Raw genomic sequence first — 26,681 nt, 5'->3', positions numbered from 1 at the left:
GGTTCAGAACGTCGCCTCGATCGCCTTGATCAGCTCGGGCGTCACGTCGGGCATGACACCGAACCAGGCCTTGAAGGCGAGCCGGGCCTGGTTGAGCAAAAGGCCGAGCCCGTTCACGGTGACGCAGCCGCGCGCGCGGGCCTCGGCCAGGAACGGCGTCTCGAGCGGGGTGTAAATGAGATCGGCGGTGAGTGTCGTAGGATTCAGGCGCGACAGGTCGATCTCGAGCGCGCTCTTGCCGACCATGCCGCGGTCGGTGCAGTTGACGAGCAGTGCGACATCGCCGAGCGCGGCGGCGCGATCATCCCACGCAATGGTGCTGACGGCGGCGCCGAATTCCCTGGCGATCGCCTCCGCCTTCTCGGCCGTGCGATTGGCGATCCGGATCTCGCGCGCGCCGTTCTCCAGCAGCGCCACGACCACCGCGCGCGAGGCGCCGCCCGCGCCGAGCAGCAGGATCGGCCCGGCATCGCCGCGCCAGTCCGCCCTGGCATCGCGCAGGCTCTGCACAAAGCCGTTGCCGTCGTTGTTGAACCCGGAGAGCGTGCCGTCCTGCTCGACCACGATGGTGTTGACGGCGCCGATGCGCTTTGCCGTCTCGTTGACGCGGGCGAGCAGCGGCATCGCCGTCTGCTTGTGCGGCATGGTGACGTTGCAGCCGCGGAAGCCGAGCGCAATCAGCCCATCGAGCGCATCCTCGAGCCGCTCCGGCTTGACCGCGAGCGGCACATAGCTGCCGCGGATGCCGTGGGCCTTCAGCCAGTAATTGTGAATGACGGGCGAGCGCGAATGCGCGACCGGCATGCCGATTACACCTGCCAGTCCAAAACCACCCTGCGACATGCCTGCGCTTCCCTTCCTCGTCATGCGACCATTTTCTTTGGTCATTTGTCCAAGACAATTAGAGGGAATGGCTAGCAGGCGCAATGTGAATCTGGGGTGGCGCGGCACCTACACCCAGCGACGTCATCTTGAGGTGCGCGCTTTTGCGCGCCTCGAAGGATGGGCTGCGAGCGCGCCTGTGGCCCATCCTTCGAGGCTTCACCTTGCGATGCGGGTGCATCGCAAGGTGAGCACCTCGGGATGAGGTCGGGTGATTGTGGCGACGATTGAAATTCGTCATGCCCGGGCTTGACCCGGGCATCCACGTTCTTGGTGCTGCGAATAAGTCGTGGATGGCCGGGTCAAGCCCGGCCATGACGATAAGAGCTACATCCCGCTCAGGCCGCTATCCACCGCGAGCGTCTGCGCGGTGACGTAGACGCTTTCGTCCGACAGGAAGAACAGCACGGCGTAGGCGATCTCCCAGGCAGTCGCCTGACGGCCGAACGGGACGTGGCCCTTGCCGCGGTTGGGGCGCCCGGCGCCGGCTTCGCGGCCGTTGGGGGTGTCAACGAGGCCGGGATAGACGAGATTGGCGCGGATGCCGCGGCGCGCGCCGAGATGGGCGATGTTGCGCATGAGGCCGCCGAGCGCTGCCTTGGATGAATCGTAGACCGCCATCTGCGATCCCGCCTTCAGCGCGGCGATGGAGGAGATGAAGACGACCGAGCCGCCGTTGTCGAACTTGGGCATCGCGGCGCGGCAGCACAGCATGGGACCGCGGACGTTGACGTCGTAGATCCTGTTCCACTCCTCTGGGCTGACATTATCGAGCCCCGTTTTGCCGAAGGTGCCGATGTTCAGCACCATGCCGTCGAGGCCGCCCATGGCGCGGTGCGCTTCCTCGATCATCCGCGTCACGTCGGCTTCGCTCGTGACGTCGGCCGTGATGGCAAAGCCCTCGCCGCCTTCATCGGTGATGTGCTTGACGGTCTGCTGCGCGGAGGTGCGGTTGAGGTCGGCAACCGCGACTTTCGCGCCCTCGCGCGCGCACAGAATGCTCATGGCGCGGCCGTTGCCGATCGGATCCGTGGCCGCGTCGAACACTCGCTGGCCGCCACCGACGATCAGGATGCGGCGGCTCTTCAGGCGGCCTCTGCCCGGCGCTTCGCCCAACGACTCCGCGCTCGGCGGACGAACGTAGCGCTCCGGCTTGCTCTCGGTCTCGCTCATCCCAGCCGCCTATTTCTTGCCGCCGTCATAGACCTTCATGCCGGCCGCGGGATCGAGATCGGTTTCGGTGGCCTCGGTGAGCCGCGCCATCATCATGTAGAAGCCGAGCGCGACGATGGCTTCGACGATCTCCTGGTCACTGAAATGCGCGCGAGCAGCCGCGAAGGTCGCTTCGGGCACGCGGACATTCTCGACCACCTCGCGGCCAAACTTCAGCAGCACGCGCTCGGCCTCGTTCAATGCGGCCGCGTCGTAGTCGCTCCGCTCGACCGCATCGACCTGCGCCTGCGTACAGCCGACGCCGAGCGCGATCGGCACGTGCTGGCGCCATTCATAGGCGCCGCCTTCGAGCTGCGCGGCCTGGAGGATCAGCAGTTCGCGGTTGACCGCGCTGAGCTTCTGCTTGTGCAGGATCGAATTGCCGAGCCGCATTGCCGGGATCATGTTGGCCTCGGCATGGGCCATCATGCGGAAGATGTTGAGCTTGACCGGCATGCGGTCGAACGAGGCGCGGATGTCGCCGCTCGTCGTCTCCGGATCAATCAGGGGCAGCCTTGCCACGCGCCTCTCCCTTTGTTTTTCGTTTCTTGTTGTCGTCGTTGCCACCGTCCGCCGAAATCAGCGACAGGAAGAAGGCGAGATAGCGGTCGATCGCCTCGATCACCTTCGACCGCGGCGACGGCGCTGCGCCCATCACGTAGTGCTCGAGGCGGATGTAGATGAGACCGGCCGCGAACAGCCGTGCGGTCTCGCGCGGATCGGTGGTCGAGACCAGGCCGGCGAGCGCAAAGCCGCGAAAATAGTCCGTCATCATGCTCTGCTCGCGCGCGTAGAAATGATCGGCGAATTTGGCGCGGATGCCGGGCACGCGGTTGCGTTCGGCGGTGATCACCTTCTGGAACTGGTGCTCGCGCGGGTCGGACCATTGCTCGACGAGGTCGAGCGCGAACTGCCGGCAGAACGCAGCGGGCTGGCGCGCGAGCTGCTTGTAGCGCGGCTCCTCCAGCCGGCTCGCTGAGCTTGCGGGGCCGTGCTCGCTGACGATCGCTTCCAGGATCGCGGCCTTGCCCGAAAAATGATTGTAGAGGCTGCTCTCGCGGATGCCGACGCGGCGGGCGAGCTCGCGCATCGAGGCGCCGCCATAGCCGCTCTGCGCGAACAAATTCAGCGCTTCAGACAGGATGCGCTCGCGGGTCGTGGGCGCAGCCGCTTCCGCCGCGCTGGAGGTGTGGACAGCCATGACGGCTTGACTAACGAACGATCGTTCGCTAGTCAACCGTGCGAACGATCGTTCGTTTCGCCAGTCTGGCGGCAACGGTCGCGGCCCGCAAGTCTACTTCGGGCGCTGTTCTCGCGTTTCAACTCCGCACCAATGAGAGGCGGAGAGCAAATTTGGGGAGACGACGTCATGGCGCGCTTTGCCCGCCTTCGCTTGTCCGCGGCCTGCATCCTGTTGCCGCTGCTCGCGGCCAGCACCGCGTCTGCTCAAACCGCGAAATACGATCCCGGCGCCGACGACAAGACCATCAAGATCGGCACCACCGCACCGCTGAGCGGCCCGGTGTCGGCCTTCGCCCAGATCGCAAAATCCGCCGAAGCCTATTTCCGCAAGGTGAACGACGACGGCGGCGTCAACGGGCGGCGCATCCAGATGATCATTGCGGATGATGCCTACAGCCCGCCGAAGACGGTGGAGCAGACGCGCAAGCTAGTCGAGAGCGACGAGGTGCTGCTGATCTTCGGCGGCGTCGGCACGCCGACCAACAGCGCCGTGCACAAATATCTCAACGACCGCAAGGTGCCGCAGCTCTTCCTCGGCTCGGGCGCGGCGAAGTGGGACGACCCGAAGAATTTCCCCTGGACCGTCGGCTGGCAGCCGACCTATCGCGACGAGGCGATCGCCTACGCCAGATACATCAAGGCGAGCCACGCCACTGCGAAGATCGGCGTGCTCTACCAGAACGACGATCTCGGCAAGGACTATCTGAAGGCGCTGGAAGAAGGGCTCGGCGGCGGCGAGGCCATCGTCGCGCGCGCGGCTTACGAGACCTCGGCACCGACGGTCGACACCCAGATCCTGCAACTGAAGACCGCGGGCGCCGATGTGGTGCTGGTGGCGGCGACGCCGAAATTTGCGGCGCAGGCGATCCGCAAGATCGGCGAGATCGGCTGGAAGCCCACGACCATCATCTCCAACGTCTCCGCCTCGATCAGCGGCGTGCTGGAGCCGGCCGGCAAGGACAATGCCACCGGTGTCATCTCCAGCCAGTACCTGAAGGACGCGACCGATCCGGCAAACAAGGATGACCCCGGCTACAGGGAATGGCTGGCGTTCATGGACAAGTACCTGCCGGACGCCAACAAGAGCGACTGGCTCAATGTCTATGGCTACACCATCGCCCAGACGCTGGTGACGGTGCTGAAGGCCTCCGGCAACGACCTCACCCGCGCCAATGTGATGAAGCAGGCGACGTCACTCAAGGACGTGCACCTGCCGATGCTGATCAACGGCACCGCCGTGAACAACTCGCCGGAGCGCTATACACCGATGACGAGCCTGCAGCTGATCCGTTTCGACGGCTCGCGCTGGGTGCCGTTCGGCGACCTCCTGAAGAATTGAGCCGATGCGGCAGGTGACAATCGGCAGCATGCGGGTGGATCTCGTCAGCGAGATCCCTTCGCTCGCCTTCGACAAGACATGGTTGTTCGCCAACGTCACCGACGAGGTGATCGCCGAGAACCGGAGTTGGCTCGATCACCGCTATATCGAGCCGGAGACCGGCCGCTTCATCCTCAGCCACCATTCCTATCTCGTCCGCACGCCGCGCTGGACCGCCATCGTCGACACCTGCTGCGGCAATCACAAGCACCGGCCGCGCGTGCCAGCGTGGAATAATCTGAACCAGCCTTACCTGGAGAACATGCAGGCGCTGGGCGTTGCTCCCGAACAGGTCGACTTCGTGATGTGCACGCATCTGCATGTCGACCACGTCGGCTGGAACACGCGCCTCCTCGACGGGCGCTGGGTGCCGACCTTCCCCAATGCGCGCTATCTGATGGGACGCGAGGAGTACCGGCATTTCGAAGCCGCGCACAATGCCGCGCCGAAGAGCCCGGTGAACCACGGCTCATTCGAGGATTCCGTGCTGCCGGTGGTCGCGGCGGGCCTCGCCGAGCTCGTCGAGACCGACCATCGCCTGTTTGGGGATCGCGACGCCGCCTTGCGCTTCGCCGCGGCGCCAGGCCACACCGCCGGCAACATGCAGATCCATCTCAATGGCGGCCACGATCATGCGGTGATGTCGGGCGACGTCATCCATCATCCGATTCAGTGCGCGGCGCCGTGGCTCTCGAACGCCGCCGATGTCGATCCGGCTGCCGCGGTCGCGACGCGGATGGCGCTGCTGGATGAGCTGGCAGACACGCCGAGCTATCTGCTCACCGGACATTTTCCGGCGCCGACCGCAGGCCGCGTGATCCGGCACGGCGATGCCTACCGATTTCGTTTCGAGGATTAGGGAATGCCATCATGATGCTGCGCACCGTCACGCTTTCGTTTCTCGCATTGCTGTCGGCGACGATGCCATCGCGCGCCGAGGATCCGGCCGCCTACCCCACCCGCAAGATCCGCATGCTGCTGCCTTACGCGGCGGGCGGTGGCGGCGACGTGATCGGCCGGCTGCTCGCCGACAAGATGGGCAAGACGCTCGGGCAGAGCATCTATATCGAGAACCACACCGGTGCTGCCGGCACGCTCGGCACGCAGATGGTCGCGACATCAGCGAATGACGGCTACACCATCACCGTCGGCGGCATGACCACGCACGTGCTGGCGCCGGCGATCTATCCGAAGCTGCCCTACGATTCGATCAAGGACTTTACGACCATCGGCCGCATCGGTACGTCCTCGATCATGCTGGTGGCGACCAAGGATTTTGCCGCCAACGACATCAAGGGGCTGATTGCCCTTGCGAAGAAGGGCGAGCCGATCCAGTACGGTAGCTGGGGGATCGGATCGACCGGGCAATTTTGCGCGGAGATCCTGATGCAGCAGACCGGCATCAAAATGGAGCAAGTGCCGTTCAACGGCATCGCCAAGCTCGCCGGCGATTTGCTCGGCGGTCATATCTCGCTGGCGACGCTCGACATGGCGACCGCAACGCCGCTGGTGAAGGACGGCTCGATCAAGGCACTGGCCGCCTGCGGCGAGCGCTCGCCGAGCCTGCCGGATGTTGCAACCTACCAGGAGCAAGGCGTACCGTTCGACCGCAGCCTGTCGTGGGCGATGTATGCGCCCGCGCGCCTTGCGCCGCCGATCGCCGCGAAGCTGTCGGCGGCGCTCAAGGACGCGCTCGGCGATGCCGAGGTGAAGGAGAAGCTCTTGGGCCTCGGCATCACGCCGCAATTCGTGCCCGGCGACGAACAGCGCGACATCAACGCCCGCGACATCGCGGCCTGGAAGCAGGTTGCCAAGGACGCCGGCATCGAGGTGAAGTGAATAGCAAAGCTATTGCATGTGAAGACAAACGTGACGGGAGACTCGCGTGCGGCCATCCTTCGAGACGACCGCTACGCGGTCTCCTCAGGATGAGGTCCCGTTGTGCGGCGGGATATCAGACCCTCATGGTGAGGAGCCCGCAAGGCGGGCGTCTCGAACCATGCAGGCCCCGCTCGTCCAGCGGCCTCCCGCTGTCGCATGCGATAGCCTAGAGTGACTAGGTTGAGAACAGGAGCGCGGGCATGAGCCGCATCTTTGGCGCGGTGCGCCAGAACGGATATGTGGTGCGGGACATCCAGGCCGCGATGAAGCACTGGATCGAGGTGATGGGCGTCGGTCCCTGGTACTACATGGACCGCGTCAAGACCGACTGGTTCCGCCATCGCGGCCAGGATTCCGCGGTGGAGATGAGCATTGCGCTGGCGAACTCAGGCGATCTCCAGATCGAGCTGATCCAGCAGCGCAACGACGCGCCCTCGCTCTACAAGGAATTCCTCGACGCCGGCCACGAAGGCCTCCAGCACATGTCCTACTGGAGTCACGACTATGAGTCGCTCTACGACAAGGCGATCGGGCTCGGCTACAGGATCGGCCACGAGGGTCAGATCGGCGGCGACAAGGGACGCTTTGCCTATTTCGACACGCAGGCCCATCCGGGAACGATCATCGAGATCTCCGACATCAGCGGCACCAAAGGGCCGTTCTTCGAAAAAGTCCGGCAGGCGGCGTTGAGCTGGGACGGTACGCGGCCGATCCGCGAGGTCGTAGCAAGATCGTAGGCGCTTTCGCCGGCGGGGTCACCTCGCTGCTCGCGCGGTAGAGCGCAATCTGTGGTACATCAGCCTCGTGTCCGAACCTTCAGCGAGGCAAGCATGTCCAGCACTGACAAGGTTTTTGCCGGATCGATTCCAAAAATCTACGACGAATATCTGGTCCCGATGATCTTCTCCGTCTATGCGGAGGACATCGCAAGACGCGTCGCGGCGCGCTCGCCCTCCGTGCTGCTCGAGATCGCCGCGGGCACCGGTGCGGTCACGCGCGCAGTCGCGGCGGCGCTGCCGCGCGGCATCCGTTATGTCGCGACCGATCTGAACGAGCCGATGCTCGCGGTCGCGGCGAAGCGGCAAGGCGACGATGACCGCATCACCTGGCGCCAGGCGGACGGCATGGCGCTGCCCTTTGGCGATGCCGAGTTCGACGTGGTCTGCTGCCAGTTCGGCGCGATGTTCTTTCCGGACCGCGTCAAGGCCTACGGCGAAGTGAAGCGCGTGCTGAAGGACGACGGCACGTTCGTGTTCAACGTGTGGGACCGCATCGAGGACAATGTGCTCAGCGACGAAGCAACGGCCGCGCTCGCCAGGATGTTTCCCGACGACCCGCCCCGTTTCATGAGCCGAACGCCGCACGGCTATCACGACAAGGCGCTCATCAGATCCGACCTCGAGCGTGCCGGCTTTCGCGACATCTCGATCGAAACGCGAACTGAAACCAGCCGCGCGCCGTCGGCGGAATATGCCGCGACCGCGCTCTGCCAGGGCACGCCGCTGCGAAGCGAGATCGAGGCCAGGGATGCGAGCAAGCTGCAGGCCGCGACGGATCTCGTTGCCGCAGAACTCCGGTCGCGCCACGGCTCCGGCGCGGTTGACGGCAAGATCCAGGCGATCGTGATCGAAGCGCGGCCGTAGGCGCGGACCGTCAGCGCAGGTTTGCGCGAAGCTCGCGCACGCCGCGTCCGAGGCGCTCCCGCAACAGCGTCCGGAGCGTCGCGCCATCCTCATAGCCGACCTCGGCGGCGATCGCATCGACGTCGAGACCGCTGCCATGGAGCAGCGACTGCGCGCGCTCGACCCTGAGGTCCTGGAAGTAGGACAGCGGAGACTTGCCGAGCACCGCCTCGCAGCGGCGCTGCAAGGTTCGCGCGCTGGTCGCAAGTGCGCTTGCGGCCTCCTGCAACGAAAAACCCTGCTTCAGATGCTCGCGCGCCCAGCGTTCGAAACGCTGGATGAGCGGATCGGCCTGCGCCAGATGATTGGGAATGATGAAGGGCGCCTGCAGGGAGCGCAGATCGGCCAGCAAATAACGCGACACCACGGCGGCAAGCTCGGGGCTGGCCTGACGTATGAACCACAGCGCGAGATCGAGATGCCCCATGGCGGCGCCCGCCGTGACAACGCGATCCGACGTCACCAGCATGCGTTTCTCATCGAGCCTGACATTCGGGTAACGCTGACGGAACAGCGGTGACAGCCACCAGGTGGTCGTCGCTCCCTGTCCATCGAGCAGCCCCGCCTCCGCAAGCACGAACGTCCCGATGCAGGACGCGGCGATGCGCGCGCCATTGGCGTACCAGGACTGGAGCTGCTCCACCGCCTGCCTGACGTCGCGGCGGTCAAGCGCCGGAATCAACAGTTCCGGCCGACTTGTATTCAACGCCGGTACGATGACCCAGTCCGGCTTCAGGTCGGGCGTCACGGGTTTGACGGGGAGCGCAAAGCCCTGCCCGGAGCGGACTTTTCTCCGCACGCCGACGATCGACACGTCGAAATGGGGCGCACTACCCGCCTGGGCGGCCGCGAAATTGTTGGCGATCGTGAATGCATCGAGCGTCACGGTCAGCCCGGTGTCCCAAAATCCCTCGAGGGCGAGCAACGCGATGTGCATGGCGGAAATGCTCTCAAAGTTGTCGTTTACGACAATACCGCTGATGCGGAGGGCGGCTTAGCTTGGTCCCCATCGGCGCTCGGTCCGAAGCCCACACCGCGAGCGAGAGATAGTCGTAGCGATCTGAGAAAACAACGTTTTTGCGGACGATCGGCACGATTATCGATGGCGTAAATGCCTCCAAAGATGGCGTTTTCGCCCCTCTTTGCGGAGCCTTCGGACTGGACGCCGCCCCTTGACGAGCACCAATCCAAAAGGAGAGCCCCATGAAAATCATCGCCATCGGCAACATCACCAAGGCGCCGACGCCGGAGCAGCGGCAGCAGATCATGCCGCGGGAAGTGCCGGCTACGTTGAAGCACTATCTCGACGGGAAGATCGAGCAGTTCTGGTTTCGCCAGGACAAGCCCGGCGTGGTCTTCCTGATGAACGTCGAGTCCCTCGAACAGGCCAAGGCGACCGTGGAGGCACTGCCACTCGTGACCGACGGTTTCTGCACCTACGAGCTGATGCCGGTCGGCCCGCTCGCGCCGCTGGGTCTTCTGATCCAGGGCAAGTGAATCAAGGCAAGTGACCACGCGCCGGACCTGCGCCTGACATTCGAGCCTGCATCGCCGCCGCGCGGCGGCGATGCAGCACGCACCCTATGTGGTTGAACAGCGTAAACCTCAGGGCAAGGAGAATACGAATGAAGCCTACGCTCGCTGCCGTCTTGGTGACTTTGATCCTCTGCCTGGCATCCGCGGTCCCGGGACGCGCGCAGTCACCGACGCCGCCGACGCCAACCACCCGAATTCTTGCGATCGGCACGATCAACCCCGGCGCCGATGCCGCCGCCGCGCGCGCGATCCTGCCGAAGGAAGTGCGGGAGACGGTGAAGCTCTATCTCGAGGGCAAGATCGACCAGTGGTACTCGCTGCAAGATCGCGTCGGCGTCGCGTTCATCCTGAACGTCACGGATGTCGCGGCTGCTCACGACATGCTCGAAAAGCTGCCCTTGGGCGAAGCTCATCTCATGCGCTTCGAGCTGATCCCGCTCGGCCCGCTCAATCCGCTTCGACAGCTGCAGGGCATGTCGACGGGGTCACCCTAAAGCGCGATGAGATTTGGATGAATTCATCATCGCGCTTCAGGTTGTCGTTTACGCATGATCTTTCCGGAAAACCGCTTCGCACTTTTCAGGATCATGCTTTAGAGCGCTCTGCTACCAGAAGCTCCGCGGCATCGGCTGCGCCGGCTGATAATATTGATACTGGCCGCGGCGACGCGGATTGACGGGCTGCGGGTTCGGCTGCTGGAAGAAGAAGCCGAAACCGTTGCCGCCGTTGCCGCCATTGTCCCAGTAGCCGTCATCGCTGGCAACGGCCATCGGCGGCGCGGTCGGCTTGCGCGTGATGAAGCCGCCCTGCGGATGGTTGCTCAGCACCGCGACGAACTCGGTGCGGTAGTTGGTCTCGCTGCTCAGCGGCTCGTCCGAGATGATGATCGACGAGCGCGGCAATGCGGTCGGCCCGATGCGATCCCACACCTCCTGCGGGATGGTGATGCGGTCGAGCGCGTTTTTGGCATTGTCGCCGTCGTCGATCGTGACCACGCTCCAGCGCAGGCCGGTGCCGTTCCTCGCCATCGCCGTGAAGATGTGCGTGCCGAGCGGCTGGTCGGGATTGCGGATCGTGACGGGGACCTCGATGCTGGTGTCGAACACCTCGCCGCCGCCGTCCGGCGCCGGCTTGTGCGTGTTCCGCCGCACATAGAGTTTCTGCGTCGAGCGGCTGATGTAGACCGAGACCGGTTCGAGCGCGAGCTTTGCGTCGAGTTCCGCCTTGACGGCATCGGCCTTCCTGGTCGCCGCGACCTTCGCGGCTTCCTTGGTGGCGGCGACGGCATCGCGCTTCGGCTGCGCGGCGGCCTTGGCGGCATCGAGCTGGGTTGCCGCATCGGCAGCCTTGGCAGCCACCTTCTGCTTCAGTTCCTCGGCCTTTGCCTTGGCCTGGTCGGTCTTGGCATTCGCAATCAGCTTGTCGGCATAAGCGTTCTCACCGTCGGCGCGGGTCTTCTGCTGCTCAAGCTTGCGCAGCGTCGCCGGAAGCGATTGCGCCTCTTTCGCCGCTGCGGTGGCGGCCTTTTTGGTCTCGTCGGCAGCGCGCGTCGCCTCCTCGGCTTCAGCGGAGAGCTTGCCGATACGGCCTGGGGCCGCCGCGATGGCCTCCGGCTTCGGCACGAACAGCGAGGGATGGGAGAAATCGACCGGGGCTGCGTCGTTCGGCGAGATGATCACCCGCATTCCGATGTTGGTCTTGTCGAACAGGCCCTCGGCGAAGTTGAAGGGCATGCGTACGCAGCCGTGCGAGGCGGCATAGCCGGGCAGTGGCCCGCCATGCAGCGCGATGCCGTTCCAGGTGATGCGCTGCATGTTCGGCATCCAGGCATCGTCATACATGGTCGAATGGTGGTCCTTGTCCTTCTCGATGATGGCGAAGACGCCGGCCGGCGTCTCGCGGCCGGTGGTGCCGGTCGAGACCGGCGCGCGCAGGATCCAGCCGTCCGCATCGTAGAAGGTGACCTGCTGGCTCTTGATCGACACGATCGCCATGATCGGCTCGCCGGCCTCGCGCGGCGCCACCGCCTCGGCCACCTGGCGGGCCTGCTTGGCCGCGTCGGCGCTGGCAGTCAGCCCGGTCAGGGCGGCGATCGTCGCGAGCGCAACAAGTCCGGGAGTCCGCCAACGCCGCGTCGCCATCGTGGATTGCGCCGTCGTCATCTGGTCTTTCATGCCATACCCCGGTCCAATGCCAGTCCGTGCCTGTGTGTCGATCGCATGTCAGATTGCGATCTGTGGATTAAGAATTCGCGGCCACCTTGCGTTCCGTATCTGGCGATATTCGGTCCGGTCCGGCGGCAAATCTCTCATATACGACGGCCCGGAAAGGCGGAAGATGGCCCGGGGCCGGGGCTGGTCCGGGGCTGGCGTCGAATCACTGCGGCAGAATGTCCGGGCTAATGGGTCCGGCGTCCGATCAGCCGGGTCATTGCAGCGCCGAACTGGCCGAACAGCGCAAAGACCATGAGCGGCAGAGCACGCGCTGCGGCCTGCGCAGCCAGCTCATGCTGCATGATCAGCAGCACTGCGAACACGGTGAGGCTCAGGAGCGCGCAGATGAGAGCTGCGGCAAGACCCAGCTTGCGCAAAACGGAGGCAAAGTCGGTGACGGTCATGACCTGAACCGGGCGAAGATGAACACATCTGTGCTAGCCCCGCTGGAGGCCGCACGATGTGACCCTCATCACACAGAGCTGTGTCATACGGCTGCCATGCCGGCAGCCCGGGTACTCGCTATCGGAACGCCAGCGGATGTCTCGTCCTGTGGGGCGTCAGACTTCGAGCCACTCTTGCCGCACGGCGGCGTTGGCTTTGAGCTCATCGGGCGTGCCTTCGAAGACGACGCGGCCGTGGCCCATGATGTAGACGCGCTTCGAAATCCGCATCGCGATCGACAGCTTCTGCTCGACGAGCAGGATCGCGACACCGGCCTGTGCGATGCGCGCGATGAGATCACCGACCTGCTGCACGATCAGCGGCGCGAGGCCTTCGGTCGGCTCGTCGATCATGATGAGATCCGGATCGCCCATCAGCGTGCGGCAGGTCGTGAGCATCTGCTTCTCGCCGCCGGACAGCACGCCTGCGGCCGTATCAGCCCGCGCGGCGAGATTGGGGAACATGTCGAGCATGTCCTGCAGCCGCCACTTGCCGGGACGGCGCGTGTCCTTGACCCCGAGCAGCAGGTTCTGGCGAACCGTCAGGCTCGGAAAGATGTCGCGATGCTCAGGGACATAGCCGAGGCCGAGCCGCGCGATCTTGTAGCTCGGAAGACCCGCGATGTCCTTGCCCTTGAAGCGGATCGTGCCTTGCGGCGCGACCTCGCCCATGATCGCCTTGACCGTGGTGGAGCGGCCGACGCCGTTGCGGCCGAGCAGGCTCACGACCTCGCCGGCGGCGACGTCGAGATCGACGCCCTGAAGAATGTGGCTCTTGCCGTAGTAGGCGTGGAGATCCCTGACCTCGAGCATCAGTGCGCTTCCTCGCCGAGATAGGCTTCCTTGACCTTCGGGTCGCGCCGGATCTCTTCCGGCGTGCCCGAGGCGATGATGTGGCCGTAGACCAGCACGGAGATGCGGTCGGCCAGACCAAACACGACGCTCATGTCGTGCTCGACGATGACGAGGGTCTTGCCCTCGGTCAGCCGGCGGATCAGCGACACCGCGCGATCGGTTTCGGCATGGCTCATGCCGGCGGTCGGCTCGTCCAGCATGACGACCGTGGCGCCGCTCGCGATGGTGATGCCGATCTCGAGCTCGCGTTGCTCGGCGTAGGTGAGAAGCCCAGCCGGAACGTCGCGCCGATGCGTCAGATGGATGTCGTCCAGGATCTGCGCGGTACGCTCGCGCACCTCAGGCAGGCTGTCGACGTTCTTCCAGAAGGCGTAGCGATGCCCCGTCGCCCATAGCACGGCGCAGCGGACGTTCTCCCAGACCGACATCCGGGCAAACACGTTGGTCACCTGGAACGAGCGCGACAGGCCGCGCCGGTTGATCTCGAAGGGCCTCAGGCCCGAGATCAGGTCGCCATTCAGCCTCACCTCGCCCGCGGTCGGCTTGATGTGGCCGCTGATCAGGTTGAACGTCGTGGACTTGCCGGCGCCGTTCGGGCCGATGATGGCATGACGCTCGCCTTGGGCGACGCTGAGGTTCAGGTCGCGGATGATGCCGACATTGCCGAAGCGCTTTTCGACGGCGCGGACTTCGATGGCTGCGCGCTTTCCAGATACCGCTCCGCTCATGCGAGATACCCCCGGTCACGGGCGACCGTCGCAGCCCTGTCCCACGCGTCCGCGATCCGCCGCCAGGTCAGCCGCGCGACGAAGGCGCCGCCGATCACGAGAACCGCGGCAGCGACCCAAGTCACCGGTGATGTCGGCTTGAAGCCGATCCCGAACAGGTTGATGACTTCCCCGCCCGAATAGCGCGCGATGGTCTCGATCGTGAGAATGATTCCGCAGGCGAGTGCCACGGTCGGCACGACAGCGACGAGATAGGACGGGATCACCGTCCACAGCGTTCCGGCGCGCACCAGCGGACGGTGCATCATCACCAGGCCCGCTATACCGCCCGGCGAGAACATCACGATGCCGATGAAGATGATGCCGAAATAGAGCTGCCATACGCTGGTGACACTGGTCAGCCCGAGCTGGAGGTACGTCACCAGGATCGCGCCGAGGATCGGGCCGAAGAAATAGGCGGTGCCGCCGATGAAGGTCGAGAACAGCACGAGGCCGGACTGGATCGCGCCGAGATAGGCGGAGTTGGCGATCTCGAAATTGATCGCGGCAAGACTGCCCGCGACGCCGGCAAAGAATCCGGCAAAGCAGAAGGCGAGATAGCGGACGACGTGCGGATCATAGCCGATGAACTGGACGCGCTCCGGATTGTCGCGGACGGCATTGCTGATCCGGCCGAGCGGCGTCCGGGTCAGCGCGTACATCGCGATCGCCGACAGCACCAGCCAGAACGCGATGAGGTAGTAGACCTGAAGCTGCGGCCCGAACGACCAGCCGAACATTTTTGGCAGCGCGGTTCGGTCCGTGGTGATGCCAGACTCGCCGCCGAACACCGAGCGCAGGATCAGCGAGGACGACGCGACCAGCTCGCCGATGCCGAGCGAGATCATCGCAAAGACAGTGCCGGCGCGCTTGGTCATCACCCAGCCGATGATGATCGCAAAGACGAGGCCGCCGAGCCCGCCGAACAGCGGAATGAACGGCAGCGGGATCGGCCAGCCGTGCGAGACCACGGCGTTCATCATGTGGCAGGCGGCGAAACCACCGAGGCCGTAATGCACGGCATGGCCGAATGACAACAGCCCGGTCTGGCCGAGCAGGATGTTGTAGGACAGCGCAAAGACGATCGCGATGCCGATCAGGCTGAACGACGTTAGCGAGCCGCCGGAGGAGAAGACGATCGGCAGGACGATCAGCGCGGCAATGCCGATCAGCCAGACGCCGTAGAAGCGCAGGCCGTCGCCGGCGGGCTTGTCTGCAATCTTGGATGTCGAGGTCTTCGTGGTGGTCATGACTCGCGCGTCCCCATCAGGCCCATGGGGCGTACGATCAGAATGATCACCAGCAGAAGATAAGGCACGATCGGCGCGACCTGCGCGATCGTGACGTTCCAGACGTCGGTGAGGACGGACGGCCCCGCCGACGGATCGAGCGGGCCGAAGGCGCTGGCGAGCGAGCCGTTCAGCGCGACAGCAAAAGTCTGCACCAGGCCGATCACCAGTGAAGCGACGAAGGCGCCGGGCAAGGAGCCGAGGCCACCGAACACGATGACCACGAACAGGATCGGCCCTAACGCCGCGGCCATGTCGGACTGCGTCACCAGGGCGGGACCGGCGATGACGCCGGCAAGGCCGGCGAGCGCGCTGCCGACGCCGAATACCACCATGAACACACGGCCGACGTTGTGGCCGAGATGCCCGACCATGTGCGGATGGGTCAGCGCCGCCTGCACGATCAGGCCGACGCGGGTGCGCTTGAGCACGATCAGCAGGGCGACGAAGATCACGACCGATACGGCCAGCATGAAGATCTTGTAGGCGGGGTAGTTGGTCGAGAACACCGTGAAGGCCGGGAAGTCGAGCAGCGTCGGCACGCGGTAATCGACCGGGCTCTTGCCCCATATCATCGACACGATCTCTTCGATCGCGAACGCGAGGCCGAAGGTTAGCAGCAATTCGGCGACATGGCCGTGCTTGTGGGTGTTGCGCAGGCCGTAACGCTCAACGGCCATGCCGATGGCGCCGACCAGCAGCGGCGCCAGCACCAGTGCCGGCCAGAAGCCGATCCACTTGGTGAGCTGGAAGCCGAAGAAGGCGCCGAGCATGTAAAAGCTGGCATGGGCGAAGTTGAGGACGCCCATCATGCTGAAGATGACGGTGAGCCCGCTCGACAACAGGAAGAGCAGCATGCCGAACAGCACGCCGTTCAGGGTCGAAATGACAATGAGTTCAAGCACAGCGCACTCATGGATATCCGGGGCCTGATGGCCCCGGTGAACATCGCCCAATCAAGAATCGTCCGGCTGCCGTCACCCCGCAGCCCATGATGGCCGCGGGACAACGACAAGCTCAGTGATTACGGCCGCGCCATCTTGCAGGTCGTGGAGACCATCGCCTGCGGCGTGTCGATCTTCGACACCAGATGCCAGCCCCAACCGGTGCTCTCCTCGTCGAATGGCTCGCTCTCGGTCAGCTTGCCGAAGGAGGAGATGTAGATCGGCTGCAAGAACTGGTGGTCGTCCTTGCGCATGATGCCCTGGCCACCATCGAGGACCTCGAACTTCAGATCCTCAAGCGCCGCTGCGACCTTCACGGGGTCGATCGAGTTGGCCTTCTCGGCCGCCGCCTTGAACATGCGCATCTCGTTGACTGCGCGCGGATACCACAGCGACAGATTGACCTTGGCGCGGAACGCCTTCTCATAGTCCATCGCAGCCTTGTTGCCGGAATTCGCAAAGCCTTCGGTGATCTGGAAGACCTGATGATCCAGACCGGTCTGCTTGACGGCAGTTGGACCGCCGGCGCCACCGGCATAATAAGTATACCAGTTGACCTTCAGACCGGCATCAGCCGCGGCCTTGAGCAGCAGCGCAAAATCCTGGCCCCAATTGCCGGTGACGACGCTGTCGGCGCCGGACGCCTTGATCTTGGCGATATAGGGCGAGAAATCGGTGACCTTGAGCAGCGGATGCAGCTCGTCGCCGACGATCTGGATATCAGGACGCTTGGCGCCCAGCATCTTGCGCGCATCGGTGCGTACCGACTGGCCGAACGAATAGTCCTGGTTGATCAGGTACACCTTTTTGATCGACGGGGTGTCCTTCATGTAGTTGGTGAGCGCTTCCATCTTGATGTCGGAGCTCGCATCCCAGCGGAAATGCCAGTAGCTGCACTTCTCGTTGGTCAAGCTCGGATCGACGGCGGCGTAGTTGAAGTACAGGACCTCCTTGCCGGGATTGCGCGTATTGTTCTTGGTGACGAAGTCCGAGAGCGCGGCGGCGACGGACGAGCCGTTGCCTTGCGTGATGTAACGCACCCCGGCATCGATCGCCTTCTGGGCCTGCACCAGGCTCTCCTGCGGATTGGTCTTGTTGTCGAGCCCGATGATCTCGATCTTCTTGCCGAGGATGCCGCCCTTGGCGTTGAGCTCGTCGGCCAGATACTGGAAGGTCTTCAGACCACCCTCGCCGACGCTGGCACCGCCGCCGGAGAGCGGATCGATATAGCCGATCTTGATGGTGTCCTCGGCCGACGCTGGTTGACCGAGCATCGGGGCGATCACGGCAATGGCCAATGTGAGCTTGCGCATTGTTTGTTTCCTCGCTGGCTATCGACTTTAGTCGATGGGCTTTTTGCGCATGTTGCAGCGCAATTTCAAACCCCTAATGAGCAGAACGAACTTTGCTTTTCAAGCGCGACAGGGCATGGCTCCGGCCGCCGCTATGAAATGTGATCCGGCCGGCCAACCCGTCCTCAGCATTCCGCGACAAGGAATAGAACGCAAGGGGAAACTCGCATGCGGCGGACGGCGGTACCGCGGAAGATGCTCTCCACCTAAAGCCGGTCGATCGGATCCGTGCTGTCCGGCACATCCGTCCCTGTCGCCAGAATGGAGCAGGCAACCGCCGCGAGCGGCGCGGCTAATCCGAATGTCCAGGCTCCGAACCCTCCAAAGACAATGGCCAATGCCAGACTCGATGCGACGAGTGCGCTGATCCCGGCGACGACCGCACGCTCCCAGGCGCGCGCATCCTTCAGCGCGCCGTCAATGACGGCGCAAAGAAGAAATGGCAGCAGTTCGACGATATAGATCGCAGGCTGCGGCCACCACCACCTTTCGGCATGTCTCACAAGCAAATAGAAGCCGAGATGCGTCGCCGCGGGACCGAGCAGACCGAAGATCGCAATCCGGATCACATATCGTCGCATGCGTCAGATCTGTCTCCGGTTGCCATGAGCCCGGCTAGACCCCCAGCGCCTTCCGATTGAAGGTCCGCAGCAAACGCAGCGACAGCGTCCGCACATTGGCGACGTTCAGCAGCCAGGCGGCGGCAACGTAGGCAAGACCGCCGGCAAGACTGACGATGATGAGAGAGACGAGGCCGGTGCCGCCGGCCTGCGATCGCGCGACCAGGATTGCAGCGGCCATTACGGCGGCGGAGGCGGCAACGCCGGCGAGGCGGTTGAAGTCGAACGGGACCGGATGGGCGCGGTGCATCAGCACGACGGCGACGAGGAAGCCGACGGCCTCGGTCGCAAGCGTCGCCAGTGCCGCACCGTAGAGGCCGTAGCCGGCGACCAGGACGAACATCAGCGCTACGCTCAGAACGAGCGTAAGGAAGGACTGCGCCGCCAGCATGAACGGCCGCTCGGCGAGCTGGAAGCTGATCTGGACATAGAACTGGTTGGCGATGCCGAAGAAGCGCGCGAGCACGAGGGTCGGCAGCAACGCCGACACGCCGGCGCGGAAGTCGACGCCGACGAGCGTGCCGGCGACCTGGTCGGCCGCGAGCGCAAGCCAGACCGCGACCGGCGCGACGACGACAAGCAGCAGCTCGAGACTTTCGGTCAACCGCTCCCGCGTCGTCTCCTTGTTGTTCTCGGACAGTGACCGGAACACCAGCGGTACGGTCGCCGCGGCAACGCTGGAGGCGATCATGACCATGAACTGACGCGGCAGATCGGCGGCGACGCCGAAAATGCCGGCAGCGTCCTTGCCAAGGAGATAAGCCACAATGAGTCGGTCGCAGGCGGAATAGACCGCGACGGACAGTCCGGCCAGCGTCAGCGGCAGCCCGTAGCGCGCCAGCTGCATGAACTGGCTGCGCTGGAAGCCTGCGATCTTGGTGCGGTCGCCGACAAGGTTGAGAATGATGCCGGTGAGCGAACCGAGGCCGAAGGCCGCAAGCAAGCCGAGGCCGCCCCAGCCGAGCCAGATGCCGACGAGGCCGAAGCCGACGCTGGAGACGCTGCGCACGATCGAGATCGCGGCGAACCGATAGGGGCGCAGCTTGGCGCGCTCGAACTCCTGGCCGACATCGACCGCATTGGCCATGATCGCGACGAACATGCTGGCGAGCAGCAGCTCGACGCTGAGATCGCTGCGGAACAGGAACACCAGCGGCGTGGTGGCGCAGAGCACCGCTGCCGTCAGCGCAAAAGCGACCATCGCCGTGCCGCGGAAATCCACCTCCGCCGACATCGCCTGATAGCGCGACACCGACAGCTTGATCCAGGCGAAGAAGATCGCGCCCAAAATGCCGGCCAGGCTGATGCCGACGACATAGACACCGTATTCCGCAGGCGTCAGCAGCCGCGTGTAGGCCGTGACGGCAAAGAAGCCCACCGCCGCAGGCAGGATATAGGCGACGAGATAGATCGAGAAATGGCGGTTCAGCATTGCAGGACCGTTGGGATGATGACGGCCGTTAAATCAATGGGCCTTGCGGGGCGAATGAATTGCGCCGCAGCATCTCGCAAGAGTGTCACATAAGTCTGGAGATCGGGCGGCGAATGAGGGTTTGACACCGCTTTCACCCGTTAGCGTTAAATTTGCCCTTTCGCTGAAGCGGTTTTCGCCATCACGAATGAAACCATGATCCAGGCTGGCACATCGGCCCCAGCGTCACGTGCATCGACGCAACAGGCATCCGGCAAGGGTTAACCCAACAACAGGAAACCCCCGGCGTCGCAGGGCGACGCTTGGTACCATAGCGCGTTGGTTCCCAAAGGAAGATTCCGACGTGACCAGGCTCGACAGACGCGAATTTCTTCTCGGCGGCGCCGCAGCACTGGCGGCGGGTGCAACGGCATCGGCCGCGCCGGCGTCAAAGCTCGCCCAGCGCCGTCCCGGCTATGGCGCAGCCGCGACACTGTGGGACCTGCAAGCCGATCCGCGGCTTGGCGAGGCCATCAGCACCTATTGCACCCAGGTGGTGCCGGTGCTCGAGCTGAAATGGCCGATGCTGCGGCCGGATGCGCATACGTTCGCGTTCGAACGCGCCGACGCCATCTATGAATTCGCGCAGAAGAACGATCTGACCATGCGCGGCCACGCCCTCGCCTGGTATCACGACATTCCGGACTGGACCAAGCAGATCAAGGACGCCAAAGGCGTCGAGCGCGCCTATGTCGATCACATCGGCACCGTCGTCTCCTATTACAAGGACAAGCTGACGTCGTGGGACGTCGTCAACGAGCCGATCCCCGACAATCCCCGCAGTGTGAAGGACCGGCGCGACACGTTCTGGACGCAGCATCTCGGCGAGCGCTGGATCCCGCTGGCCTTCCGCACGGCGGCCGCGGCCGATCCCTTCGTCAAGCTCGCGATCAACGAATACGACATCGAATCGGCGAAGGACTCGTTCATCGCCAAGCGCGCGGCGTACCGCACCCTGATCATGGACCTGCTCGACCAGGGCGTGCCGCTGCATGCAGTGGGCCTGCAATCGCATCTGCATGCCGAGCTCGAGATCGATACGCACGGCCTCGCCGAGTTCGTCACCGAATTGCGCTCGTGGGGGCTCGAGGTCTACGTCACCGAGCTCGACGTCGACGATCAGAAGCTGGCGGGCAGTCCGGCAGAGCGCGATGCCATCGTCGCCAAACGCGTCGATGATCTCCTGACGGCGATCTCGACCAGCGGCCCGGTGCGCTCGATCCTGACCTGGGGCATATCCGACCGCTACAGCTGGATCAACGGCGTCTTCGCCCGCAAGGACAAGCAGCCGAACCGGCCCTTGCCGCTCGACGGCGAGTTCAAGCCAAAACCGTTCATGGACGTCATCAGCAAGTTCACGAAGGAAGTTTGAGGGCGGCGGCGCCTAAAGCGCGATGAGATTGGGATGAACCGTCATCGCGCTTTGGGTTGTTGTTTGAGCATGATCTTTTCGGAAAACCGCTTCGCACTTTCCCGGATCATGCTTCAGCGCGTCTTCGGCACTTCGAATTCCGCCGCATCGCCGATGTGATCCGGCGACAGACTCGGGCCGCGGCGATCGCGCGAACTGAAGCGGAACACGTCGCGGATGTCGTCGATCGAGGTCGACGAATAGGACTGGATGCACAGCGCAACCTGCTCCGGCGAAGCGGCCCGCATCATCGCTTCGATCGCGGCGCGGTCGAGGCAGGTGTCGTCCCAATGCGAGACGGCGATGCTGTCCTCGGTGACCTGATGCCTCGCCAGATGTTCTGGTGAGTTCGCGACGAAGTTTCCGTAAAGCAGGTATTCGGAGAACTTCTTCTTCCGGCACAATGCCAGCGCCCAGCTCAGGCCCGTCGCCGACTTGATGGCGGCGGTCATCGCCCGCGCGCTGTCCTTGTCCCAGACCAGCGCGTTGCCGACATAGTCGTCTGCGGGGAAGGACCGGTCCTTGATGCCGAGGAGCAGGTCGACGGTGCGCAGCCACAGCACATGCAAGGGGTGACTAGCGTCGATCCCTTTGCGCGTGACGAACAGCGGCGTCTTCTCGCCGCCGGCATACTGGCCGACGTCGAATTCGCGGAAGAACAGATTGTCGGAGTCCAGAATGCAGACGCGCTGCTCGGGCGCGTTGAGGACGCCGGCGATCTTCAGGATCTGCTGGATGTGCCAGCCGTGCACGGGCGACGATAGCAGCGACAGCCAGACCCTGCGGCTGCTGATGAACTGAAGCGCTGGCGGCAGCGCGAACAGCCATTTCGGCAAATAACGTGAGGCCGGAACGATGACGCGCTTGTCGGACGCGAACCGTTCGAACAGCGGCACGTCCTCATCGTTAACAAGAACATAATGCCGCGTGTATCCCGTCAGCCACGTGTCGATGCTCTCGCTGAGCAGCGAGAAGCGTTCGATATCCTTGGCATAGCTGGCAGTCAGCAGTGCAACGGAATGCATGGAGTGCGCCCGAATGGCCATCAAGCCGCAGTCATACAAGCGGTGCGAGACATTGGAAACTTGGATTCGCAATCAAGGTAAAATGAAACGAATTGTTAGCCATCCGAGGGCAGTCCCTGCTCTATCCTCCGAAACCGCAGCGGCGAAAGCGCGGAGGCGCGCTGCCACCAGTCCGCGACGCGGTCGTCGAGCGCGGTCATACCTCGGCCCAGGCCGGGATAGATCCGAATCTGCTGCACCGCCTCGGCTTCGAAGCCTTTGCCCTTGCGCGTGATCTTGATCGCGGCACCTTCGCGGTCCCGCTGGGTCAGCGGCACCAGGAGGCGGCCACGCGGGCGGAGCGACTGGAGCCAGAGCGGATGCGGATGCGAGAAACCGGCGTGGATGATGATCACGTCAGCTGGTTCACGGATCTCCTCGCAACCGTCGCCATGAAACACGATGACGTTGTGATAGCGGCGCAGGAAGCTCGCAGCGCGGTACGCCAGAACCTTATCGCAATCGACCGCCATCACGCGCCCTTTCGGGCCGACCATCTTCGACAGTATCGCGGAGTAATAGCCGAGCCCGCAGCCGATCTGCACGACGCGGTCCTTCTCCTTGATGTCGAGCACGTCGATGAAATGCGCCCACAGGCTCGGCAGACCCACGTCCAGCTTGCGGCGCGCGTCGATCGCGACCAGCACATTGTCATAGAGATGAACCGGATCGGCATCGGGCGTCAGCCAGTAGCTCCGCGCTGCCTCGCTCTTGACGCGCCACGGCCCTCTGGCCAGAAAATCCTCGCGCGGGACGGCAGCCAGTGCTTCGAGCAAGCGCGGTGAGGAAATCCGCTCGCGCTTCGCAATCATCGCGACGTAACGCGCACGCGCGGCGGCAAGGTCATTCATCGCACGGGATCAGCCGGTTCGCGCACGGGTACGTCCGCGCCGAGCTCGTTGACGAGTTGCATCGCCTGCTTCAGGTCGGGCGTATAAAAGCCCTCGCTGAACTTGCCGACGATCGGCACGAGCAGGAGGCTTGCATGCTCGCGCTTGCCGGCCTCGTGCGACAGGCGCGCGAGGCTGACGGCGGTGCGGAGCTCCCAGGACAGCGCGCCCTGCTTGCGCGCGGTCTCCAGCGACAGCGCGAACAGATCCTCGGCCTCCTGCACCGAGGCCGGGTCGCGGTCGAGCAGCGTGATCTCGCCTTGCAGGCGGTAGACCTCGGCGAGGTAGGAATGATCGCCGGTCCGCCGCGCGGTCGCGAGCGCGCCGTCCAGCGCGCGCAAGGCGGCCTCGCGCATCCCGACCTTGGCATAGGCTTCCGCCAGCAGGCAGCGGAACCAGCAGCCGGCGAGCCAGGAATCCATCGCCTCGTATTCGTCGAGGCCGAAGCGCATCTGGCTGATGCCTTCGTCGGCCTCGCCGAGCTGCGCCAGCGCCCAGCCGCGCAGGATCGCGGCCTGCTGCTTCCAGTGCAGGAAATTGTGCTCGGTGGCGATGATCATGGCGCGGTTGGCATAGTCGCGCGTGCCCTCGATATCGCGCAGATGCTGGCAGAGATAGGCGCCGAACACGAGCGCGAAGGCGAGCGAGAAGGGATGGCGGATCTTCTCCGCATGCAGGATCGCCTGCTCGCTGTGCTGGCGCGCCGCGTCGGGCCGGCCGAGGAACCACAGCAGGTAGCCGAGATAGGACAGCGAAACGACGCCGGGATCGGTGCCGTGCCGCTCCATCAGATCGGAATGCAGATCGGGGCTGTAGAGGTTGATGCAGCGGTGCAGATGATGCTGGGACGCGGCGAAGCGGCCGCGATAGAGCATGGTCATCGCGATCGAGCGGTGCGCCTCGATCAGATAGCCAGTCTGCTGCGCCGGGTGGGTCCGGTCGTTGAGCCGCTCGCGCTTGGCGAATTTCAACAGCTCGACGCTGAGATCGTGCGCGCGGGTGAGATCAGCACGGATGAAGTGACACACCCAGAGGCCGCGCGTGGCGGCGAAAGCCTTTTCCTCGTCGTCGAGCTGCTGGCCGAGCTCGAGCGCGCGAGTATAGTTCTCCTCGACCTCCTGCACCGCATAGCCCTTGGCCGCGATCAGCGCGTTGCCGAGCGCGATGCGCAGCTCGAGCTCCATCTCGTCGGCGCCCTGCATGCGCGCATTGGCCTGCACGACGCTGAGGCCGCGCCGGAGATGGCCGATTGCCTCCAGATTGGCGCCGCTCTTGGCCGCCTGCTTGCCGGCCTTGAGCCAGAAGCTGGCGGCGCCCTCGCTCTGGCCCGATTCGGTCAGGTGGTGGGCGAGCAGCTCCGGCTCGCGCTCGGTCTTCTCCGGATACATTTCGCCCAGCACCTGGGCGATGCGGGAATGCAGCTTGCGCCGCTCGCTGTGCAGGAGGCTCGCATGCGCGGCGTTCTGGATCATCACGTGCTTGAAGGAATAGAGCGCATCGGGCGGATGGCCGCGGCGCATGATCAGTCCCGCTTCTTCCAGATGATTGAGCGCGGCCTCGATCTGCTCGGCCGGCGTGTTGGCGACCGCGTGCAGCGTCTCGTAGGAGAACTCGCGGCCGATGGTGGCGCCGATCTGCGCGATCCGCTTGAACGGCCCCATCCGGTCCAGCCGCGCCATCAGCGAGTCGGTCAGCGTTGCCGGGATCGCGAGCTGCCGCCACGGGCCCGACAGCACGTAGCGCCCATGCCGTTCGGTCAACAGGTTGGATTCGAGAACGGTCTTGGTCAGCTCCTCCAGGAACAGCGGTACGCCGTCGGTCTTGACGATGATCTCCTCGACCACCTCCTTGGGAAGCTCCCTGCCGGCGACGCGCTCGACCAGCGTCGTGCGGAGCTGGCGGCTCAGGCGATTCAGCACCAAGGTGGTGATATGCGAATGCGCGTTCCAGCTCGGCTGGAATTCGGAGCGCGCGGTGATGATGACCAGGACCGGCCGGTTCTGCACCCGATCGACCAGAAGGTCGATCACCTCGCGCGAGGTCGGATCGATCCAGTGCAGATCCTCGAACGCGATCACCAGCGGCATCTCGCGCGCAAGGCCAAGGAAGTGATTGACCAGTGCCGCGACCGTCGCGTCCTTCTGCTGCTGCGGCGACAGCTCGAGCGGGGGATAGCGATCGCCGGTCGGAATCGACAGCAGCGCGGCGAATAGCGGCGTGACCTGCTCGATGTCGCCATGTGCGGCGGCGATCGCGGTCTCCAGATTCGCCAGCGACAGCGCGGAAGCATCCTCGCGGTCGAGGCCAAGCGAGAATTTGAGCTGCTCGGCAAACGGATAGAATGCGGTGGAGGTGTAATAGGGCGAGCACTGGAACGAGACCTGGCCATGGCGGTCGCCCGAGATCCGTTCGAAGATCTCCTGGATGATGCGCGACTTGCCGATGCCGGGCTCGCCGAACTTGACCACGACCTGGCCGTCGCCGTCCTTGGCCTGCTGCCAGCGGCCCATCAACAGCGCGATCTCCTCCTCGCGGTTGACGAGCGGCGTCAGCCGGCCGCCCATGGCGGCGGCAAAGCGGGTCTCCACCCGCGTGGCGCGCACCACGTGCCAGGCCTGCGCCTTCTCCGAGATGCCCTTCAGGACATGGACGCCGAGATTGCGGTAGTCGAATTTCCCCTTCAGCAGCGAATGGGTCGAGGAGGAGATCACGACGCCATTGGGCGGCGCCAGGGCTTGCAGGCGCGCGGCGAGATTGACGGTCTCCCCGACCGCGGAGTCGCGCTCCTCGGTGCCCTGTCCGACGAGGTCGCCGACCACGACGAGCCCGGTCGCGATGCCGATGCGGACGGCGGGCGAGTGGGTGAGCGCCCCGCGCGGCTCGATCGCGCGCGCGGTCGAGAGCACGCGCACGATCTCGAGCCCGGCACGCACCGCGCGCTCGGCGTCGTCCTCATGCGCGGTCGGATAACCGAAATAGACCAGAATGCCGTCGCCGACGAAGCGTGCGGCGAAACCTTCGTAATGCTTCACCACGCGGACGCAGGTTTCGCGAAAACTCGCGATCATGTCGCGCACGTCTTCCGGATCGAACTGCACCGAGAGCGAAGTTGAATCTACCATGTCGCAGAACATGGTGGTGAGCTGGCGCCGCTCGGCGCCGACTTCCGTCCGTGCTTGCGGGCGCGCCGCTGGCGCCGGCGTCTCCGCGGTTTCCGCCTTGAACAGCGCGGCCATCGCCCGCTGGAGCCGCTTGCGATCGCCGAGCGGCAATCCGAGTCCGACCAGATCCGATTCGGTCAGATCCGGCATGACATCGAGATCGAGGCGGTGCTGCGCGAAGAGATCGCTGTAATGGCCGAGGCCAATGGCCTCGAGCCAGCGCTTCAGCCCGCCTTCCGCCCCGATGTCCGGCTCGTTCTCCAGCATGGTGATTTCTGCCCGACCCTCACTCCGTCGAAGGGCTTTGGGTCCCTCAACCACAGATTTTGGGGCCCGAACTTCACCTCAGACTGGACGCGTTCCCTAAGTCTTGGGAAGAATAGCCCAA

General features: G+C 64.5%; 25 protein-coding genes. 8 read left to right on the top strand and 17 right to left on the bottom strand.

The features are described 5' to 3' along the window. Positions 1-3: 3 nt before the first annotated feature. The 4 genes from BRAGE_RS0146935 to BRAGE_RS0146920 all read right to left on the bottom strand — a co-directional run bounded on the left by BRAGE_RS0146935 (position 4) and on the right by BRAGE_RS0146920 (position 3,295). Positions 4-843 (bottom strand): shikimate dehydrogenase, encoded by an 840-nt coding sequence (locus tag BRAGE_RS0146935; protein ID WP_027562606.1) that lies wholly within the window; start codon positions 841-843, stop codon positions 4-6. Between the two features lie 366 nt (positions 844-1,209). Further along, a complete protein-coding gene (locus tag BRAGE_RS0146930; RefSeq protein ID WP_027562605.1) occupies positions 1,210-2,055 on the bottom strand; it encodes an SDR family NAD(P)-dependent oxidoreductase in 846 nt (281 codons plus the stop codon). Positions 2,056-2,064: 9 nt separating this feature from the next. After that, complete coding sequence (locus BRAGE_RS0146925) at positions 2,065-2,616, bottom strand: carboxymuconolactone decarboxylase family protein (RefSeq protein ID WP_027562604.1); 552 nt, start codon at positions 2,614-2,616, stop codon at positions 2,065-2,067. Beyond that, positions 2,594-3,295, bottom strand: coding sequence for a TetR/AcrR family transcriptional regulator (locus tag BRAGE_RS0146920; RefSeq protein WP_027562698.1), 702 nt, complete (start codon positions 3,293-3,295; stop codon positions 2,594-2,596). The genes BRAGE_RS0146925 and BRAGE_RS0146920 overlap by 23 nt, the downstream gene beginning before the upstream one ends. A 168-nt stretch (positions 3,296-3,463) precedes the next feature. Between BRAGE_RS0146920 and BRAGE_RS0146915 the strand changes: the two genes are divergently transcribed. From BRAGE_RS0146915 to BRAGE_RS0146895, 5 genes are all read left to right on the top strand, one after another. Continuing rightward, complete coding sequence (locus BRAGE_RS0146915; RefSeq protein ID WP_027562603.1) at positions 3,464-4,675, top strand: ABC transporter substrate-binding protein; 1,212 nt, start codon at positions 3,464-3,466, stop codon at positions 4,673-4,675. 4 nt (positions 4,676-4,679) lie between these two features. Continuing rightward, positions 4,680-5,573, top strand: coding sequence for an MBL fold metallo-hydrolase (locus tag BRAGE_RS0146910; RefSeq protein ID WP_027562602.1), 894 nt, complete (start codon positions 4,680-4,682; stop codon positions 5,571-5,573). 11 nt (positions 5,574-5,584) lie between these two features. Beyond that, positions 5,585-6,553, top strand: coding sequence for a Bug family tripartite tricarboxylate transporter substrate binding protein (locus tag BRAGE_RS0146905; RefSeq protein ID WP_027562601.1), 969 nt, complete (start codon positions 5,585-5,587; stop codon positions 6,551-6,553). A gap of 242 nt (positions 6,554-6,795) precedes the next feature. Further along, on the top strand, positions 6,796-7,332 hold the full coding sequence (locus BRAGE_RS0146900) for a VOC family protein (protein ID WP_027562600.1): 537 nt from the start codon (positions 6,796-6,798) through the stop codon (positions 7,330-7,332). A gap of 93 nt (positions 7,333-7,425) precedes the next feature. After that, on the top strand, positions 7,426-8,238 hold the full coding sequence (locus BRAGE_RS0146895; RefSeq protein ID WP_027562599.1) for a class I SAM-dependent methyltransferase: 813 nt from the start codon (positions 7,426-7,428) through the stop codon (positions 8,236-8,238). A gap of 10 nt (positions 8,239-8,248) precedes the next feature. Here the strand turns inward: BRAGE_RS0146895 and BRAGE_RS0146890 are convergent, their stop codons facing one another. Next, on the bottom strand, positions 8,249-9,214 hold the full coding sequence (locus BRAGE_RS0146890) for a GlxA family transcriptional regulator (protein ID WP_027562598.1): 966 nt from the start codon (positions 9,212-9,214) through the stop codon (positions 8,249-8,251). A gap of 266 nt (positions 9,215-9,480) precedes the next feature. Between BRAGE_RS0146890 and BRAGE_RS0146885 the strand changes: the two genes are divergently transcribed. Both BRAGE_RS0146885 and BRAGE_RS0146880 read left to right on the top strand, forming a co-directional pair. Beyond that, a complete protein-coding gene (locus BRAGE_RS0146885) occupies positions 9,481-9,774 on the top strand; it encodes a hypothetical protein (protein WP_027562597.1) in 294 nt (97 codons plus the stop codon). 128 nt (positions 9,775-9,902) lie between these two features. Next, positions 9,903-10,307, top strand: a complete 405-nt coding sequence (locus BRAGE_RS0146880; protein WP_027562596.1) for a hypothetical protein — start codon at positions 9,903-9,905, stop codon at positions 10,305-10,307. Between the two features lie 111 nt (positions 10,308-10,418). On the opposite strand, the gene BRAGE_RS0146875 is transcribed toward BRAGE_RS0146880, so the two are convergent. From BRAGE_RS0146875 to BRAGE_RS0146835, 9 genes are all read right to left on the bottom strand, one after another. Beyond that, positions 10,419-11,987, bottom strand: coding sequence for a L,D-transpeptidase (locus BRAGE_RS0146875; protein WP_027562595.1), 1,569 nt, complete (start codon positions 11,985-11,987; stop codon positions 10,419-10,421). Positions 11,988-12,211: 224 nt separating this feature from the next. Continuing rightward, entirely contained in the window at positions 12,212-12,430 is a 219-nt protein-coding gene (locus BRAGE_RS0146870; protein ID WP_027562594.1) for a hypothetical protein, read from the bottom strand. Positions 12,431-12,586: 156 nt separating this feature from the next. Next, positions 12,587-13,282 (bottom strand): ABC transporter ATP-binding protein, encoded by a 696-nt coding sequence (locus BRAGE_RS0146865; protein ID WP_014497636.1) that lies wholly within the window; start codon positions 13,280-13,282, stop codon positions 12,587-12,589. Beyond that, positions 13,282-14,052, bottom strand: a complete 771-nt coding sequence (locus BRAGE_RS0146860; RefSeq protein ID WP_027562593.1) for an ABC transporter ATP-binding protein — start codon at positions 14,050-14,052, stop codon at positions 13,282-13,284. The genes BRAGE_RS0146865 and BRAGE_RS0146860 overlap by 1 nt, the downstream gene beginning before the upstream one ends. Beyond that, positions 14,049-15,341, bottom strand: a complete 1,293-nt coding sequence (locus BRAGE_RS0146855; protein ID WP_027562592.1) for a branched-chain amino acid ABC transporter permease — start codon at positions 15,339-15,341, stop codon at positions 14,049-14,051. The genes BRAGE_RS0146860 and BRAGE_RS0146855 overlap by 4 nt, the downstream gene beginning before the upstream one ends. Beyond that, positions 15,338-16,285, bottom strand: a complete 948-nt coding sequence (locus BRAGE_RS0146850) for a branched-chain amino acid ABC transporter permease (protein ID WP_027562591.1) — start codon at positions 16,283-16,285, stop codon at positions 15,338-15,340. The genes BRAGE_RS0146855 and BRAGE_RS0146850 overlap by 4 nt, the downstream gene beginning before the upstream one ends. Positions 16,286-16,404: 119 nt before the next feature. Continuing rightward, complete coding sequence (locus BRAGE_RS0146845; protein WP_027562590.1) at positions 16,405-17,637, bottom strand: branched-chain amino acid ABC transporter substrate-binding protein; 1,233 nt, start codon at positions 17,635-17,637, stop codon at positions 16,405-16,407. A gap of 245 nt (positions 17,638-17,882) precedes the next feature. Then, positions 17,883-18,245, bottom strand: coding sequence for a hypothetical protein (locus tag BRAGE_RS0146840; protein ID WP_141263218.1), 363 nt, complete (start codon positions 18,243-18,245; stop codon positions 17,883-17,885). A 46-nt stretch (positions 18,246-18,291) separates the two neighbouring features. Beyond that, entirely contained in the window at positions 18,292-19,728 is a 1,437-nt protein-coding gene (locus BRAGE_RS0146835) for a lipopolysaccharide biosynthesis protein (RefSeq protein WP_027562588.1), read from the bottom strand. 343 nt (positions 19,729-20,071) lie between these two features. Here BRAGE_RS0146835 and BRAGE_RS0146830 point away from each other — a divergent pair, with 343 nt between their 5' ends. Then, the gene (locus BRAGE_RS0146830; protein WP_027562587.1) at positions 20,072-21,139 is read left to right on the top strand and encodes an endo-1,4-beta-xylanase; all 1,068 of its coding nucleotides are present in this window, start codon (positions 20,072-20,074) and stop codon (positions 21,137-21,139) included. 113 nt (positions 21,140-21,252) lie between these two features. Here BRAGE_RS0146830 and BRAGE_RS0146825 read toward each other — a convergent pair whose 3' ends face one another. The 3 genes from BRAGE_RS0146825 to BRAGE_RS0146815 form a co-directional block, all read right to left on the bottom strand. Then, positions 21,253-22,203, bottom strand: a complete 951-nt coding sequence (locus BRAGE_RS0146825; protein WP_027562586.1) for a DUF6492 family protein — start codon at positions 22,201-22,203, stop codon at positions 21,253-21,255. A 95-nt stretch (positions 22,204-22,298) separates the two neighbouring features. Beyond that, positions 22,299-23,093 carry a protein-L-isoaspartate O-methyltransferase family protein gene (locus BRAGE_RS0146820; protein ID WP_027562585.1) on the bottom strand — a complete coding sequence of 265 codons (795 nt, stop codon included), beginning with the start codon at positions 23,091-23,093 and terminating at the stop codon, positions 22,299-22,301. Further along, on the bottom strand, positions 23,090-26,560 hold the full coding sequence (locus BRAGE_RS0146815) for an ATP-binding protein (protein WP_027562584.1): 3,471 nt from the start codon (positions 26,558-26,560) through the stop codon (positions 23,090-23,092). The genes BRAGE_RS0146820 and BRAGE_RS0146815 overlap by 4 nt, the downstream gene beginning before the upstream one ends. Positions 26,561-26,681: the final 121 nt, after the last annotated feature.

The organism is Bradyrhizobium genosp. SA-4 str. CB756 (genome assembly GCF_000473125.1).
Taxonomy (GTDB): Bacteria; Pseudomonadota; Alphaproteobacteria; order Rhizobiales; family Xanthobacteraceae; genus Bradyrhizobium; species Bradyrhizobium arachidis.
The sequence above is the reverse complement of the archived record's forward strand: the minus strand, read 5'-3'. Positions and strand labels throughout refer to the sequence as shown.